We start from the raw sequence: 16,000 nt of genomic DNA, 5'->3' as shown, positions 1-16,000 counted from the left end.
CATTCTCAATTTTAAGGAGACCTAACTTGAAAAAGCACATGTTACGGTTACTTGCGGCGCTGTCCGCCGCTGCTTTGCTGTCCGGCTGCGGCAGCACAGCCGGATCTTCCACCTCCTCCGCTTCAGAGGACAAATTGCTGGTGACAGCCACTGTTTTTCCCGCCTACGATTTTGCCCGGGCCGTTTGCGGCGATCTGGCAGAGGTAAAGCTGCTGCTTCCCCCCGGTGCGGAAAGCCACAGCTATGAACCCACGCCAAAGGATATTCTGGAGGTGGAGGGAAGCGATCTGTTTGTGTATCTGGGCGGAGACTCGGACGCATGGGTGGAGACCTTGCTGAAGTCCATCGACGGCGGCGTCAACGGCATGAAGATGATGGACTGCGTTAAGTTAAAGGAGGAGGCCCACACCGAGGGTATGACCGCCGAAAAGGAAAGTGATCATGGCGCGGGCGAGGTGCTGGAGTACGACGAGCACGTCTGGACCTCCCCGGTCAACGCTGCCGTCATTACCTCTGCCATCGGCGAGCAGATGGCACTGCTGGACCCGGATCATGCGGCGGACTATCGGGCCAACGCGGCGGACTACGCCGATAAACTCATGGGGCTCGACAAAGAGTTCCACGATTTTTTTGAAACGGTCAACAATAAAACAATGGTGTTTGGAGATCGATTTCCTCTGCGGTACTTTGCAGACGAATACGGATTGGACTGCTATGCGGCGTTTCCGGGATGCAGTACCCAGACGGAGCCCTCCGCCGCCACCATCGCGTTTCTGACACAGAAGGTAAAGCAGGAGAAGTTGGGGACGGTGTATTACATCGAATTCTCCAACCATCTGGTGGCGGACAGCATCGCGGAGGCCACCGGGGCGCAGACCGCGCTGTTCCACAGCTGCCATAATGTGTCGCAGGCGGACATGGACGCGGGAGCGACCTACCTTACCTTGATGGAGGGAAATCTGGAGACGCTGAAAGCCACGATGAAGTGAGAAAAGACAGGCGCGGGGAGACGGTTTCGTCTCTCCGCGCCTGTGTAATTCGGAAATCAATCATTTGCAGCGTCAATCCCGCAGAAGGCGGGCCATGTCTTCCGGCAGCTTTGCGTGAAATTCCAGGGGTTCCCCGGTAATAGGGTGAACCAACGCCATTCGGCAGGAGTGGAGAGCCGGACGGGCAATCAGGGAAGGGTCCTCCGTTCCGTACAGCCAGTCCCCCGCAAGGGGGCAGCCCACGGCTGCCATGTGAACCCGGAGCTGATGGGTACGGCCCGTTTCGGGAATCAGGCGCAAAAGGGAGAGACCGCCGCGATCCTCCAGAACCTGATACCGGCTGACGGCGGGCTGGCCGTCGGGGCAGACCATGCGCTTGATCGCGGAGGCCTGATCCCGCCCGATGGGCAGATCGATCACCCCCTCAGTCGGATGAGGGAGGCCTACGCAAACGGCCCGGTATTCCCGATGGAACCGGTCGGAGTGGAGGGCTTTGCGCAAAAGATCGTGGACGTGTCCGCTTTTGGCAATTGCCATCAATCCTGTGGTGCCCTTATCCAAGCGGTTTACCGCGTGGAAGATGAACTCCGTCCCCCGGCTGTAGGCCAGGGCCCCCGCCACGGTAGGGGTATCCGGCAGAAAATTGGACACGTGGGCGGTCATACCTGCAGGCTTGTTGACAATCAGAAGATGCTCGTCCTCCCAGACGACGGGCAGGGGCCACGGCCCCGGTACCGGGGCCTCCCGCTGAGCCCGGACGTCTCCGCTCTCGGCGGAAACTGTGTCGCCGGGGGAGAGGATGAAGGTGGTGCGGGCGGGCTGACCGTTCACCAGAATACCGCCATCGGCGCGGGTCAGGCGGGAGATGGCATGGGAGGAAAAGTGCAGCAGCTGCTTCAAAACGCAGCGGACGGTGAGGCCGGATTCCGCCGGGGAAACGCGGTGGGAAACATATGGCATGAGTCCGCCTCCTTCTTTTTTGCGCGAGGAGTTTAAAAAGCTGCCTAGAAAGATTGCAGGGGGCTCCAACAGCCTGAAAACAGCGCCTGATGCGTTGCGGGTGCGTCAATCAAATCATTCTTAACCATTTTATCACACGGCCTGATGGATGGCAAGCCGCTCCCGCCTTGCGGAATGGAGCTGAATGTAGTAAAATAGAAGACAATACGAACGGCGCGGTCGGACCTGTGGCGCGCACAGACTTGAAGGAGGCCCCCATGCTCTTATCGGCGGAACATCTGTCCATCAACTTTGGCAGCAGACAGCTGCTGGAGGATGTGAATTTTTATTTGAACGACGGCGACAAGGTGGGCGTCATCGGTATCAACGGGACCGGAAAATCCACCTTCCTGCGGGTCCTGTCCCAGGATCTTGAGCCGGACGGCGGCATCGTGCGCCGGGACCCCAATGTGCAGGTGAGCTTCCTGGCCCAAAATCCGGACATGGACGACGGAGCCACCGTGCTGGAACAGGTTTTCCTGAGCTTTCCCAAGGAGTTCCGGGCACTGAACGAGTATGAGGCGAAGACCATGCTGAACCGGCTTGGCATCCCGGACTCGGAGAAGAAGATCGGCGCGCTCTCCGGTGGGCAGCGCAAGCGGGTGGCTTTGGCCGCGGCGCTGATCCATCCGGCGGATGTGCTGATTCTCGACGAGCCGACGAACCATCTGGACGCGGAAATGGTGGCATGGCTGGAGGACCGCCTGCGGAGGTGGACCGGGGGTTTGATCATGGTAACCCATGACCGCTACTTTTTGGAGCGAGTGGCAAACCATATCACGGAGTTGGACCACGCGAAGCTCTATCACTATGAGGCGAACTACTCAAAGTATCTGGAGCTGAAGGATCAGAGGGCTGAGGTGGCCCAGGCCGGTGAACGGAAGCGCCAGTCCATCCTGCGGGTGGAGCGGGAGTGGATCATGCGGGGCTGCCGCGCCCGGAGCACCAAAAGCCGGGATCGGATTGAGCGGTATGAGAATCTAAAAGACCAGACCGCGCCGGAGGCGGACGACTCGGTCCAGCTGGCGGCGGCTTCCAGCCGCCTGGGAAAGAAAATCATTGAGATTGACGATATCTCCAAGGCGTTTGACGGCAGGACGGTCCTTTCCCACTTTTCCTACGGCGTCCTGCGGGATGACCGCATCGGCATTGTGGGTCGTAATGGGGCGGGAAAATCCACGCTGCTGAATATCATTGCCGGACTGCTGGCGCCGGACAGCGGCAGCGTGGATGTGGGGGCCACGGTAAAGATCGGCTATTTCTCTCAGGAGGGACGGGAGCTGGACCTCACCCAGCGGGTATACGACTTCATCTGGGGAATTTCCGACGAGGTGAAAACGGAGGAGGGATCTCTCTCTGCGAAGGACATGATGGAGCGGTTCCTGTTTCCGCCGGATTTGCAGTCTGTACCCATCGGGCGTCTTTCCGGCGGGGAGCGGCGAAGGCTGTATCTGCTGAGTATTCTGATGTCTGCGCCTAACGTGCTGTTGCTGGACGAACCCACCAACGATCTGGACGTGACCACTTTGTCCATTCTGGAGGATTACCTGGATTCCTTCCCCGGCCCGATTCTGACGGTGTCTCACGACCGATTTTTTCTGGACAAGCTGGTGGGGCAGATTTTTGCCGTGGGCGAGGAGGGCCGGGTGGAGCGGTACACCGGCAACTGGTCGGATTATACGCAGAAGCGGAAAGAGGAGGAGTGGCCCGCTCCTTCGGAGAAGTCTGCCCGGGAGGATACCCGCAGGCCTCGGGAAAGGAAGCTGAAGTTCACCTTTAAGGAGCAGCACGAGTTTGAAACCATTGACGGAGACATCGCCGCGCTGGAGACGGAGCTGAAGTTGGCGGCCGCTCAGATGAACGCCTGCGGAAGCAATTACGTCAAGCTTCAGGAGCTGACAGAGCGGCAAGAGTCCCTGCGGGCGGCGCTGGATGAAAAGACTGACCGGTGGGTCTATCTCAATGAACTCAAGGAGCGGATTGACGCGCAGGACTGAAGCGCGCCGAAAAACGGCCCGCTATCCCGACGGGATTCGGAAAATAATTGAAATGGGGGCCACGGCGCAATGCGCCGCGGCCCCCTGCATTCATCACAGCATAAAGAAAAGGCTCAAACAATTTTTTGTAATTGAGGTGCGGTCAGAAAATCCGTGCTTCGGGAAAGGTGACGCAGGATATCCTTTCGGGTGACGATCCCGATGAATTTTTCCAGATCGTCCACCACCGGGATAAAATTCTGGTTCAGGGCGTTGGAAAGCAGCTGTTCCATAGAGGCAGTGATACGGACGGGAGGATATGCAGTGTCCCGGAGAATGTCCAATATACGAAGCCTTTCCGTGTCCTTCATGGTAAGGGTTGCGTCCTGCTCTTTTTCTGCGTCCAGCAGATGCCAGAGAAAATCACCTTCGCTGACGGTGCCCATGTAGGTCCCATCCCGCGCAATGACGGGAATGGAGGAGTATCCATGCCGCCGCATTTTTTCCAGACCCTGACGAAACGTGGAATCGTCGTACAGGTAGGCCACGCTGTTCTTGGGCGTCAGGAAATAAGCGATGTTCACACGCATACCTCTTTTCATTTTTTCATTCTAGGATGCCGGTGTGACGAAACCTTATATTTACTATAACCGATTCCTTCCGGAGAATGATGAACAAATTCTTAAATTGTGCCTGCAAGCGAAAATGGGCTTTACATTTACAAAAAATTCTGCTAAAATGTGATAAATGCAACAGAGGGGGCGTTTTTATGCTATCGCCGGAGGAACTCAAGGCAAGCCCGATATTTGAGGGGATCAGCTACCAGAACTATCTTTTGATGATCGACTGTTTTCAGGCAATTCAAAAGACCTACCGTCCCGAGGATGTGGCCTATAATTTTGAGCAGGGCGGAGAACAGGTCGGGATTCTGGAAAGAGGAGAGGCGTCTTTGATCCGTATTGACGAGGACGGCGTTTCCACCGTTCTGGAGAATCTGACGGTTGGCAGTGTTTTCGGCCGCAGCCTCGCTTTTTACGGGGGCAGCGGAGACAGCATGGAGGTAGTCTGCCGGACGGCCTGCGACGTGCTGTACATAGATTTTCCGCACATATTGAAAAGGTGTGAGAAGGCCTGCGTCCACCACAGTCTGCTGGTCCAGAACATGCTGATGCTCATTACCGGCAAGGCTCAGGTGCTGGCGGAACGAATCGACGTGCTCTCCCGCCGCTCCATCCGGGAAAAACTCCTGTGCTTTTTCCACCAGCAGGTGGAGAAGACCGGAAAAAACTCATTTATGCTGCCGTTTTCCCTGAGTATGCTGGCGGATTACATTGCCACCGACCGAAGTGCCATGATGCGGGAGATGAAGCATCTGCGGGAGGAGGACCTCATTCGGACGGATGGGCGGGAAATCACCCTGTTGGGCTGAGAAGCGTTTCGTAAAAACGGAGAAAAAAGAAACCCGCCGACATGGGAAAGTTATCATTTTTGCATGAAGGATTGGAAGAAAATCGGTTTCTTTTCCTGAATCTACGAATGTTACAAAAATATTGTCAAAATTTTGACACAAAAATAGAGGAATTGATTTGACGCGCCGGAACCCGTGTGTTAACATGGGAAAAGTATGTTATCCCTGTGCGCAGCAATATGAGGAAAGAAGGAGAACTATGTTTCGTATTGTGAGAAAAGAGGCGCTCAAACCCACCGTCGTGCTGTTTGAGATTGAAGCTCCCATGATCGCCAAAAAAGCCCAGCCCGGCCAGTTTATCATCCTGCGCGTGGATGAGAACGGCGAGCGCGTCCCCCTGACGATCCATGATTACGACCGCGAGAAGGGTACTGTCAGCATCATTGTCCAGATCGTCGGTGCTACCACGGAAAAGCTGAACCATCTGAACGAGGGCGACTGCCTGCAGGACCTCGTTGGTCCTTTGGGCAAAGCCACCGAGACAGAGGGCAAAAAAAAGGTCTGCGTGGTCGGCGGCGGTGTGGGCTGCGCCATCGCGTATCCCGTTTTGAAGAAGTTCCATGACGACGGCGCGGAGGTCCACGCAGTCATCGGCTTTAAGAACAAGGATCTGGTGATTTTGGAGGACAAGTTCAAGGCCGCATCCTCCATCCTGAAGGTCTGCACCGACGACGGGTCCTACGGCCAGAAGGGTATGGTTACCGACGCTGTAAAGGAACTCATCGACGCCGGCAACCAGTATGATGAAATCTTTGCCATCGGCCCCATGATTATGATGAAATTTGTCTGCAAGACCACCCAGCCTTACGGCGTCCCCACCACCGTTTCCATGAGCCCCATCATGATCGACGGTACGGGTATGTGCGGCGGCTGTCGGTTGAGCGTGGGCGGCGAGATGAAATTCGCCTGCGTGGACGGCCCCGATTTCGACGGGTTTAAGGTTGACTGGGATCTGGCTGTCAAGCGCAACCAGATGTACCGTGACTTCGAGACGCACAAGCATGAAGAAGTCTGCAACCTGTTCAAAAAGGAGGTCAACTGATCATGGCTAATATGAGTTTAAAGAAGAATCCCATGCCCGCTCAGGACCCCAACGTCCGCAATAAGAATTTTGAAGAGGTCACCCTGGGCTATACGAAGGAAATGGCACTGGACGAGGCGCAGCGCTGCCTGAACTGCAAAAACCATCCTTGTATTCAGGGCTGCCCCGTCATGATTCACATTCCCGAATTCATCGCTGAGGTTGCCAAGGGCGATTTCGAGGCAGCTTATCAGATTATCTCCCAGACCAGCTCCCTGCCTGCGGTGTGCGGCCGCGTCTGCCCGCAGGAGAGCCAGTGCGAAAAGTACTGCGTCCGCGGCGTGAAGGGCGAACCCGTGGGCATCGGCCGACTGGAGCGCTTTGTGGCCGACTGGCACAACGCCAATGTCTCTGCCACTCCCGAAAAACCCAAGTCCAACGGTCACAAGGTTGCCGTCGTTGGCTCCGGTCCCTCGGGCCTTACCTGCGCGGGTGACCTTGCCAAGAAGGGCTACGACGTGACCGTGTTTGAGGCCCTGCATTTGGCGGGTGGCGTGCTGGTATACGGCATTCCCGAGTTCCGTCTGCCCAAGGCCATCGTTCAGAAGGAAGTGGACGGGCTGAAGGCGCTGGGGGTCACTGTGTCCACCGACACCGTTGTGGGCCGCACAATCTCCGTCGACGAACTGATGGAGCAGGAGGGCTTCGAGGCCGTGTTCATCGGCTCCGGCGCGGGCTTGCCCATGTTCATGGATATCCCCGGCATCAACTACAAGGGTGTTCTCTCCGCCAACGAGTTCCTGACCCGTATCAATCTGATGAAGGCCTACCTTCCCGACTCCGACACGCCCATCATTCACCCCAAGAAGGTGGCGGTCATCGGCGGCGGCAACGTGGCCATGGATGCGGCCCGCTGCTCCAAGCGCCTGGGCGCCGAGGTACATATTGTCTATCGCCGCGGTATGGAAGAGCTTCCCGCACGTCATGAGGAAGTGGAACATGCCGAGGAAGAGGGAATTATCTTCAATACCCTCAATAATCCCATTGAAATTCTGGCGGACGGGGACGACAACGTCCGTGCCATCCGCTGCATCAAGATGGAACTGGGCGAGCCGGACGCTTCCGGCCGCCGCCGTCCCGTGGAGGTTGTCGGCAGCGAGTTCGACATGGAGGTGGACTGTGTCATCATGGCGCTTGGCACCAGCCCCAACCCGCTGATTAAGACCACCACCAACGGTCTGGAGGTCAACAAGAAGGGCGGCATTGTCGTCAATGAAGAGGGTCTGACCTCCCGCAAGAGCGTCTACGCCGGCGGAGACGCCGTTACCGGCGCGGCCACTGTTATCCTGGCCATGGGCGCCGGTAAGACCGCCGCTAAGGCCATCGACGAAGAACTCAGTAAGCAGTAATTTTTCCAATTTTCAAACGCCCGCGGGAATTTTTCCTGCGGGCGTTTTTCCTGCCCCTGACCTGAGTGCGACAAAAGAAACAGATAAACTAACCAAAAAGGCTGTAATTTTTTTGAGAACTTTGACATATGTTTGCTTGAATCACAAAAATAAACCACAATATTTTGTGGAAACAGATGACTCTTGTACAAAATAACCATGAGGGTCTTGACAGTCGGACTTGAAATGATATAATAACCTCAGAAAATCTTTCAGTAGGGTAATGTGATACATGGAAAATAAGGAAACGCTGTACATTATTGGCGAGTCTCGGACCAACAGCGACAATGCCATTACGAAGATTTACGGCTCATTCTACATGGCACTGGAAATTGAACCGGAGAGCGGAAAAATTTTGAATTTCAGCTGTACGCACTCTCTGGACCTGACGGAGGAGTTCCTGCGGCGCATTTTTATGGGAAGGTCCCTGCTGGAACAATATGCCCAGATTGAGGACGAGGTAGCCCGCCGGTATCACGGTTCTTCCGCAAAAGCAGTGCTGGCGGCCATGAAGGACGCGGAAAAACGGTATCGGGCCGCAGCGGAAAAGAGCGAGTAAATCATCAACTTCATAGACTGCTTCCCTTTGTGTGATATATCTTCCAATATATCAATCAGCAGGGGAAACCCAGTGAAGATCGAAGAATTTCTTCGGTCCTTGCTGGGCTTTTATTTTTTTTCTGGCAGACAATAGAACCTAATTTGTGCCCTATGCCGCTGCCTCGGCAGCGGGGCAGAGAATGGAGAGGAACGCGCAATGGAACTGAAAGACCTTGTGGAGGGGCAGCGGGATGCACTGCTGGGGACCTTGCGGGAGAGTATCCGCATCCCAAGCGTACGGGAGGAGGACAGCAGCGGCTATCCCTACGGCGCAAATATTCAAAAATGTCTGGAGTTTATGCTGGAAACGGGGAAGCGTCTGGGTTTCACGGTGGGGAACCTTGACAATCAGGTCGGCTGGTGTGAGTACGGGGCAGGGGCGGAAATGGTGGCTGTGCTGGGTCATCTGGACGTGGTCCCCGCCGGAGAGAGCTGGAGCGGCGACCCGTTTTCCGGCGAGATCCGGGACGGAAAGGTGTTTGGCAGAGGCTCCATGGACGACAAGGGCCCCACGGTGGCCGCGCTTTATGCGCTCAAGGCATTGAAGGAATCCGGACTTCCCCTGCGGCGGCGTATCCGCATCCTGATGGGCACAAACGAGGAGACCGGTTCCGCCGATATGAAATATTACCTCGCCAACGGCGGCGAAAAACCGGTGATGGGTTTCACGCCGGATGGGGAATACCCCCTGATCAACGGGGAGAAGGGCATTGTCAACGTGACATTTTCCCATCGCCTGCACCAGCCCGGCCCAGTGCGGCTGAAAAAAATATTCGGAGGGACCGCACCCAATGTGGTGCCTGCCTTCGCGGCTGCGGAGCTGGAATGCCCCGGTGAAATGCTGGGTCAGATCCGCGCGGCGCTGCCGCAAAAGACGGTCTGCGTCCCCATTTCCGGCGGCGCGCGGATCGAGGCTCAGGGCGTGGGCGCCCACGGCAGTGCCCCGGAGCAGGGGGAAAACGCGATCGGACGCCTTCTGCTGGCACTGAACGACCTGCCGCTGGAGGGAGAACTGAAAGAGACAATCCGCTTCCTTGCGGTGAAAATCGGAATGGAAACCGGCGGAGAGTCTCTGGGGATTGCACTGCAAGATGAGATCTCCGGCAGGCTGACCTTCAATCTCGGTACGATCGAGGGGGATGAGACCGGCCTGTCCTGCTGCGTGAACTATCGCTATCCTGTGACAAAGACGCTGGCCGACTGTGACCCCAAATTCCAGGCGGAGCTTGAGGCGGGCGGTTTCTGGGTGGAAAAGCAGACCCACAAGGCAAGTCTTTACGTATCACCGGAGAGCGAATTGGTGACCAAGCTGCTGCGGGTGTACAGGGAGGAAACGGGCCTGCCTGCGGTTCCCAAAAGCATCGGCGGAGGAACCTATGCCAAGACCATGCCCAACGTTGTGGCCTTTGGCCCTGTTTTTCCCGGAGATGAGGTCCGGGAGCACAAGCCGGATGAGTTTATCGAGGTGGACCGGCTGATGAAGAATGCGCAGATCATCGCGCGGGCGATGTATGAACTTGCGATTTAAAAAACGAGGAGGAGCGGTATGAAGATCACAGAAGTCCGGCTGGGACGCATCTCCGTGCCCCTGCGGGTGCCATTTAAGACGGCGCTGCGGCAGGTGAACAGCGTGGAGGACATCATCGTGGAGGTACACACTGATACCGGCGCGGTGGGCTATGGCGAGGCGCCCCCCACCGGCGTTATCACCGGCGACACCACCGGAGCGATTATTGGAGCATTGAAGGACCACATCATCAAGACGGTGGTGGGCCGGGACGTGGATGAGTTCGAGGATTTGATGACGGCCCTGAACGGCTGCATCGTGAAGAACACCAGCGCAAAGGCCGCCATGGACATGGCGCTGTGGGATCTCTACGGCCAGCTTTATAGGATTCCGGTCTACAAACTGATGGGCGGCGCACGGAAGAAGATCGTCACCGACATCACCATCAGCGTGAACGATCCGGAGGAGATGGCCCGGGATGCGGTGAATGCCGTTGAGCGGGGCTATGACTGCCTGAAGGTTAAGGTCGGGGCCAATCCCGAACTGGACGTGGCCCGACTGGCCGCCGTGCGGAAGGCAGCAGGGAACAGCATGTGCATCCGAATCGACGCAAACCAGGCATGGTCTCCCAAGCAGGCGGTAAAGCTGCTGAACCAGATGCAGGAAAAGGGACTGGATATCGAGTTTGTGGAGCAGCCGGTGAAGGCCCATGACTTTGAGGGCTTGAAATACGTCACCGAGCGGAGCTATGTCCCCGTCCTGGCGGACGAGAGCGTGTTTTCTCCGGAGGACGCCATGAAGATCATGCAGATGGGCGCGGCTGATCTTGTGAACATCAAGCTGATGAAGTGCGGCGGTCTCTGGAACGCGTTGAAGATTGCCTCCGCTGCCGAGGTTTACGGAGTGGAGTGCATGATCGGCTGTATGCTGGAGGCTAAGGTCAGCGTCAATGCGGCGGTGCATCTGGCCTGCGGCAAGAAGATTATCACACGGGTGGATCTGGACGGTCCGGTGCTGTGCAGCGAGGACCCCATCGACGGCGGTGCGGTGTTCAATGAGAAGGAGATTACCGTCTCCGACGAGCCGGGACTTGGCATCAAGGGCATCCGGGGCCTGACCTATCTGGATTGAGCAAATCCGCGGACGGTCCTATATACCATTGAAAAAAGAGTTGAAGGAGGCGGTGTGTTTAGGTATGGGGCGCCGCGCGCGCTTTACCCAAGCGGGCCGGGCAGTATGGGAACTGCGGAAAACCGGCCAATCTGAATAAAAAAGGGAGAGACGACTATGATTACCAACGGATTTACTTACATTGCGTTTCTGATGTTCCTGGCCGGCGGGTTGTTAGCTTTGGAAAAATACGCCAAGTGGAAGGTCTTTGGCTATGTTCCGCCCCTGGTCTGGATTTACGTGCTGAACATGGTGTTCTGCACCATGGGACTGTATGCCTCGGACGAGTGCTCCGCTACATATAGCGGATTAAAGAACAACCTGCTGTATGCCATGATCTTTGTCATGCTGCTGCGCTGCGACTTCCGGAAGCTTGCAAAGCTGGGTGGCCGCATGGTGGCTATTTTCCTGGGCTGCTCTGTGACGCTGGCCGTCGGCTTCATCATCGGCTATCCCATTTTTAAGGGTATGCTCGGAACAGACACCTGGGCCGCCACAGCCGCGCTGTATGCCTCTTGGGTGGGCGGTTCCGCCAACATGGCCGCCATGCAGGATGCACTGCCTGTGAATCCCGGTGCGTATAGCTGCGCGCTGGCACTGGATACCGTGTGCTATTCCGTGTGGATCGCGCTGCTGCTGTTTATGGTCAGGTACTCCGGCAAGTGGGATAAGTCTGTGAAGGCCGATACCTCCAAGCTGGCCGCTGTGGCCGCGGCCGCCAATGCTGAGGTTGCGAAAGAAAAGCAGCAGGCTAAGGCCGCCGACTGGATCTGGCTGATCGGTCTTGCACTGTTTGTCTCTGCGGCTTCTCAAAAGATTGGACTGCTGATGAATACCGGCCTAAAGGCTGTCGGTCTTAGTATGTTCGATAAGGGTACCTGCACGACCCTGTTCGTTACCGTTCTGGGCCTTGTGTGCGCATTGACTCCCATCGGGAAGCTCCCCGCCGTGGAAGAACTCTCCAACATCCTGTTGTACGCAGTTGTGTCTCTGCTGGCAACACAGGCTCCGCTAAACGACCTGCTGTCCGCTCCCATGTGGGTGGTCTACGGCGTCTTCATTCTTGCTGTCCATGTCGTGCTGATGTTCGTGTTGTCCAAGGCGTTCCACTGGGACCTGTGCATGGTCTCCACAGCGTCGGTTGCCAATATCGGCGGCAGCGCCTCAGCGCCAATCATTGCGGTTTCCTATCATGAGTCCTATGCCGGCATCGGCGTTTTGATGGGCGTTCTGGGTGCGGCCATCGGAAACTTTGCGGGCCTTGGCATGGGCGTCATTCTCAAAATGCTCGCTTGAGATCAGTCTAAAAACGATTCTGCGGAGATAAGGAGGAGTCATGGGCATCAACGACAATTTTAAATACCTGCATATCGGTCTTCCGGAGGATGTTTTGCGCCTGAAATACTTCGGGGACTTCACCGGGGCGGATCGCGCCATCGGGCGGTATTTACATGCGCCCAATACACCTGAGGCGCTGAAGAGCTGTCTGACCGTTCAGCGGGAGATGATGGCCCGGCTTCCGGCGGACTATCCGCTGACGCGTGCCGAGGCGATTGCTCTGGCGCAGTCCGCCGCCCCGGACTTTACGGCGGCGGAATTCGATGCGCTGGTGGATGCGGGGCGGATAGACTGGATCTACATGCAGGGCGTGCCCCACTATTTTAACCGTTTTTTTGACTCCCTGTGCAAAACCGATGCCTCCTACGCCGCGCGGGCGGGAGTCTCTCAGCTGGGTGCGGACGGCTCCAGTGCCGCCGGGGAAAACGGAGAGCCCCGTCTGGACCGGGCGGCGCGGTTGCTCAGGGAGAATGGGCGGATGTCTGCCCGGATTCGCTGCCGCGCGTCCTTATGTCTGAAAGACGGAGCATTTCAAAAGGGGGAACTGGTTCGGGCATATTTGCCGCTGCCCTGTGCCTGCGGCGCGCAGAGTGACATCCGTATTGAGCGGATATCGCCGGAGCCTACCCACATCTCCCAGGAAGACGCGCCCCAGCGGGTGGTGTTCTGGGAGGAGCGCATGGAGGAAAACCATGCGTTTTCTGTGGAATTTTCCTATGTGCGCACGGCGCGGTATACGGATCTGAGCCGCCCGGAATACGGCTTGGAGCGGCCGGATTTCTTTCTGGAGGAGCAGCCGCCCCACATTCTGTTCACACCCTATCTCCGCGCCCTGGCCGAGGAACTGACGGAGGGCACGGAGGAGCCTCTTGAAAAGGCACGCAAGCTCTACGATTTCGTAACGCTGAATGTGAAATATTCCTATGTTCGCGCCTATTTTGGGCTGGAGAACATCGCGGAAAACTGCGCCCGGAATCTGGTGGGTGACTGCGGCATCATGGCGCTGCTGTTCATCACCCTTTGCCGCTGCGCGGGAGTTCCCGCCCGATGGGAGAGCGGATGGAAGGCGGAGCCGGGCTTTTGCGGAGCCCATGACTGGGCGCAGTTTTACGCCGCGCCCTACGGCTGGCTGTACGCCGACCCGTCGTTCGGAGCCGGAGCCGTCCGGGATGGGAACGAGGCACGCCGCAGATTTTACTTTGGGAATCTGGACTGCTATCGCATGGCGGCCAACACGGCGTTTCAGGCAGATTTCGATGTTCCCATGGACCATTGGCGGGCTGACCCCTACGACAATCAGGTGGGGGAGATGGAACTCAAGGACCGCGGCCTTCGGTACGACGAGTTTGAACGGACGAAGGAAGTTCTGGAATTCACGGAGCTGTGAGCGGCTTCAAAAGTAATTGAAACAGAGAGGGTGGAGGAAGCTGCAAAGCAGCTTCCTCCACCCTTTTAATTTTCTAGTGCGGGTGCTCCTTCAGCGAGGAACCTACAGCCCGTTTCCTATTTTTCGGAGATCACCTGATAGCATTCGGGTCGGCGATCCCGGAAGATTCCCCAATTGAGACGCTCCTCTTCAAGAACGTCCAAATCGAAGGAAGCCGTGAGAACCGTCTCTTCCTCTCTCCCGGCTGAAGCCGCTAAATCGCCGGTTCCGTCGGTAATGAAGGAAGACCCGTAAAATAAAAGCGCGGAGGACTGACCGCCGTTTTCCCGGCAAGGTTCTACCGTCTCCAGCCCAACCCGGTTGGCGGCAGCCAGCGGCATCAGATTTGCCGCCGCATGCCCCTGCATAACGCGCCGCCAGTGCGGCATGCTGTCGCAGGTCAGGATGGGTTCACTGCCGATGGCGGTGGGGTAGAGCAGCATTTCCGCCCCGTTTACTGCGAATGCCCGGGCCGTCTCAGGGAACCACTGGTCCCAGCAGATTCCCACACCGACCCGCCCATAGGCGGTGTTCCACACACGAAAACCGGTATCGCCCGGTGTGAAGTAGAATTTTTCCTGATAATAATGGTCGTCGGGTATGTGAGTCTTCCGATAAACTCCAAGGAGACTCCCGTCCGCATCCAAAACAGCCACGGAGTTAAACAGCCGGTTTCCGTCCTTTTCAAAAAAACTCACCGGCAGTACGGTGCCCAATTCCCTTGCCACGGAAGCAAACCGGATCACGGCGGGATTTTTCTCTGCCGGGGCGGCATAATCATAATAGTCATAGCGGCGCTCCTGGCAAAAGTAAGGGTGTTCAAACAGCTCCGGCAGTAAAACGACCGTCGCGCCCTGCGCAGCGGCTTGGCGAACCAGCGCTTCCGCCTGATTCAGATTTTCGTTTGGATTCTTCGAACAGCGCATCTGCACGGCCGCCAGAGTTACCTTACGCACGGACAGGACCTCCTTTTGGAATTTGCTGCGTAATACAGTGGATATTGCCGCCGCCCACCAAAATATCCCGGGCGGGGATGGGGATGACGGTACGGTTCGGGAACAGGTTCCCCAGCCGCTGGGCGGCTGTCAGATCGTTGGGATCCCCAAACTGCGGAAGAATCACGCCGCCGTTTGAGAGATAGAAGTTCACATAACTTGCGGCCAGACGTTCGCCATTTTCCCGGACATCCTCTCCCTCCTCGAAGGAAAAGCCGGATACCTCTTCGGCGGTCAGGCAAACCGGATGGGATGGAAGCGGCAGCTTGTGAACGGTGATGGACCGCCCCCTGGCATCCACCGCACGGGACAGTGCGTCCAGACAGGCGGCGCTGTAAGCGTACTGTGAATCGTCCTGATCGTCCGTCCAGGCCAGCACGACCTCCCCAGGGCGGACAAACGCGCAGATATTATCCACATGCTCATTGGTCTCGTCTCCCCGGATACCGTGGGGCAGCCACAGAATCTTTTCTATTCCCAGATACTCCCGCAGCCGCTCCTCAATCTGCTCCCGGCTCAGTTCCGGGTTCCGCCCGGGGCTTAAGAGACAGGCCTGCGTGACCAGCGCCGTGCCTTCGCCGTCGGAGTGGATGGAACCGCCCTCCAGCACAAAAGGGTGGGCGTCGTAGCAGTCAAATCCAAGAAGGCCGCAAAGTGCTTTCGCCACGGCATCGTCCTGCTCCCAATGGGCATACAGCCCGTCGTACGTGCCTCCCCAGGCGTTGAACCGCCAGTCCACGCCCCGGACACCGCCCTGATCGTTCACCACAAACGTGGGGCCGACATCCCGGGCCCAGGCGTCGTCGCTCTCCATGGGCAGAATCCGGACGCTTTCCGGCAGCATCTCCCGGGCGCTTTCCATGCCGTCCTTCCCCGCCAGCATATAGACCGTTTCACTCTGTGCAATCGCGGAAGCCACGGCAGTAAACGCTTTCCGCGCCGCCTGCGCGCCAAAGGGCCAGGAGCCGGGCCGGGACGGCCAGATCATCAGGCAGCCCTGGTGAGCCTCAAACTCACCGGGCATCCGAAACCCATCTCGGCGTGGTGTGGAAGAACAGTTCAT

General features: G+C 57.3%; 14 protein-coding genes. 10 read left to right on the top strand and 4 right to left on the bottom strand.

Features of this window, described 5'->3' with window-relative positions; genetic code table 11:
* The first annotated feature begins 26 nt into the window (after positions 1 to 26).
* On the top strand, positions 27 to 989 hold the full coding sequence (locus tag ABWQ15_RS05835; RefSeq protein ID WP_353907815.1) for a metal ABC transporter substrate-binding protein: 963 nt from the start codon (positions 27 to 29) through the stop codon (positions 987 to 989).
* Between the two features lie 72 nt (positions 990 to 1,061).
* Here the strand turns inward: ABWQ15_RS05835 and ABWQ15_RS05830 are convergent, their stop codons facing one another.
* Positions 1,062 to 1,949 carry an RluA family pseudouridine synthase gene (locus ABWQ15_RS05830; RefSeq protein ID WP_353907814.1) on the bottom strand — a complete coding sequence of 296 codons (888 nt, stop codon included), beginning with the start codon at positions 1,947 to 1,949 and terminating at the stop codon, positions 1,062 to 1,064.
* A 257-nt stretch (positions 1,950 to 2,206) separates the two neighbouring features.
* Between ABWQ15_RS05830 and ABWQ15_RS05825 the strand changes: the two genes are divergently transcribed.
* Positions 2,207 to 3,985 (top strand): ABC-F family ATP-binding cassette domain-containing protein, encoded by a 1,779-nt coding sequence (locus ABWQ15_RS05825; protein ID WP_353907813.1) that lies wholly within the window; start codon positions 2,207 to 2,209, stop codon positions 3,983 to 3,985.
* Between the two features lie 113 nt (positions 3,986 to 4,098).
* On the opposite strand, the gene ABWQ15_RS05820 is transcribed toward ABWQ15_RS05825, so the two are convergent.
* Positions 4,099 to 4,554 carry a CBS domain-containing protein gene (locus ABWQ15_RS05820; protein WP_353907812.1) on the bottom strand — a complete coding sequence of 152 codons (456 nt, stop codon included), beginning with the start codon at positions 4,552 to 4,554 and terminating at the stop codon, positions 4,099 to 4,101.
* Positions 4,555 to 4,733: 179 nt separating this feature from the next.
* Here ABWQ15_RS05820 and ABWQ15_RS05815 point away from each other — a divergent pair, with 179 nt between their 5' ends.
* From ABWQ15_RS05815 to ABWQ15_RS05780, 8 genes are all read left to right on the top strand, one after another.
* Positions 4,734 to 5,393, top strand: coding sequence for a Crp/Fnr family transcriptional regulator (locus ABWQ15_RS05815; RefSeq protein WP_353907811.1), 660 nt, complete (start codon positions 4,734 to 4,736; stop codon positions 5,391 to 5,393).
* Between the two features lie 238 nt (positions 5,394 to 5,631).
* On the top strand, positions 5,632 to 6,474 hold the full coding sequence (locus tag ABWQ15_RS05810) for a sulfide/dihydroorotate dehydrogenase-like FAD/NAD-binding protein (RefSeq protein ID WP_353907810.1): 843 nt from the start codon (positions 5,632 to 5,634) through the stop codon (positions 6,472 to 6,474).
* Positions 6,475 to 6,476: 2 nt separating this feature from the next.
* Complete coding sequence (gltA, locus tag ABWQ15_RS05805; RefSeq protein ID WP_353907809.1) at positions 6,477 to 7,862, top strand: NADPH-dependent glutamate synthase; 1,386 nt, start codon at positions 6,477 to 6,479, stop codon at positions 7,860 to 7,862.
* Positions 7,863 to 8,133: 271 nt separating this feature from the next.
* On the top strand, positions 8,134 to 8,460 hold the full coding sequence (locus tag ABWQ15_RS05800; protein WP_353907808.1) for a DUF3870 domain-containing protein: 327 nt from the start codon (positions 8,134 to 8,136) through the stop codon (positions 8,458 to 8,460).
* Between the two features lie 198 nt (positions 8,461 to 8,658).
* Complete coding sequence (gene pepV / locus ABWQ15_RS05795) at positions 8,659 to 10,029, top strand: dipeptidase PepV (protein WP_353907807.1); 1,371 nt, start codon at positions 8,659 to 8,661, stop codon at positions 10,027 to 10,029.
* An 18-nt stretch (positions 10,030 to 10,047) separates the two neighbouring features.
* Positions 10,048 to 11,139, top strand: a complete 1,092-nt coding sequence (locus tag ABWQ15_RS05790; protein WP_353907806.1) for a dipeptide epimerase — start codon at positions 10,048 to 10,050, stop codon at positions 11,137 to 11,139.
* A 156-nt stretch (positions 11,140 to 11,295) separates the two neighbouring features.
* A complete protein-coding gene (locus ABWQ15_RS05785; RefSeq protein WP_353907805.1) occupies positions 11,296 to 12,474 on the top strand; it encodes a DUF819 family protein in 1,179 nt (392 codons plus the stop codon).
* A gap of 40 nt (positions 12,475 to 12,514) precedes the next feature.
* Complete coding sequence (locus tag ABWQ15_RS05780) at positions 12,515 to 13,903, top strand: transglutaminase-like domain-containing protein (protein WP_353907804.1); 1,389 nt, start codon at positions 12,515 to 12,517, stop codon at positions 13,901 to 13,903.
* A gap of 116 nt (positions 13,904 to 14,019) precedes the next feature.
* On the opposite strand, the gene aguB is transcribed toward ABWQ15_RS05780, so the two are convergent.
* Positions 14,020 to 14,898: an N-carbamoylputrescine amidase gene (gene aguB, locus ABWQ15_RS05775; protein WP_353907803.1), complete on the bottom strand. Its 879-nt coding sequence runs from the start codon at positions 14,896 to 14,898 to the stop codon at positions 14,020 to 14,022.
* Complete coding sequence (gene aguA, locus ABWQ15_RS05770) at positions 14,891 to 16,000, bottom strand: agmatine deiminase (protein WP_353907802.1); 1,110 nt, start codon at positions 15,998 to 16,000, stop codon at positions 14,891 to 14,893. The genes aguB and aguA overlap by 8 nt, the downstream gene beginning before the upstream one ends.

This window comes from Oscillibacter sp. (genome assembly GCF_040505565.1).
Classification (GTDB): domain Bacteria; phylum Bacillota; class Clostridia; order Oscillospirales; family Oscillospiraceae; genus Oscillibacter.
The sequence above is the reverse complement of the archived record's forward strand: the minus strand, read 5'-3'. Positions and strand labels throughout refer to the sequence as shown.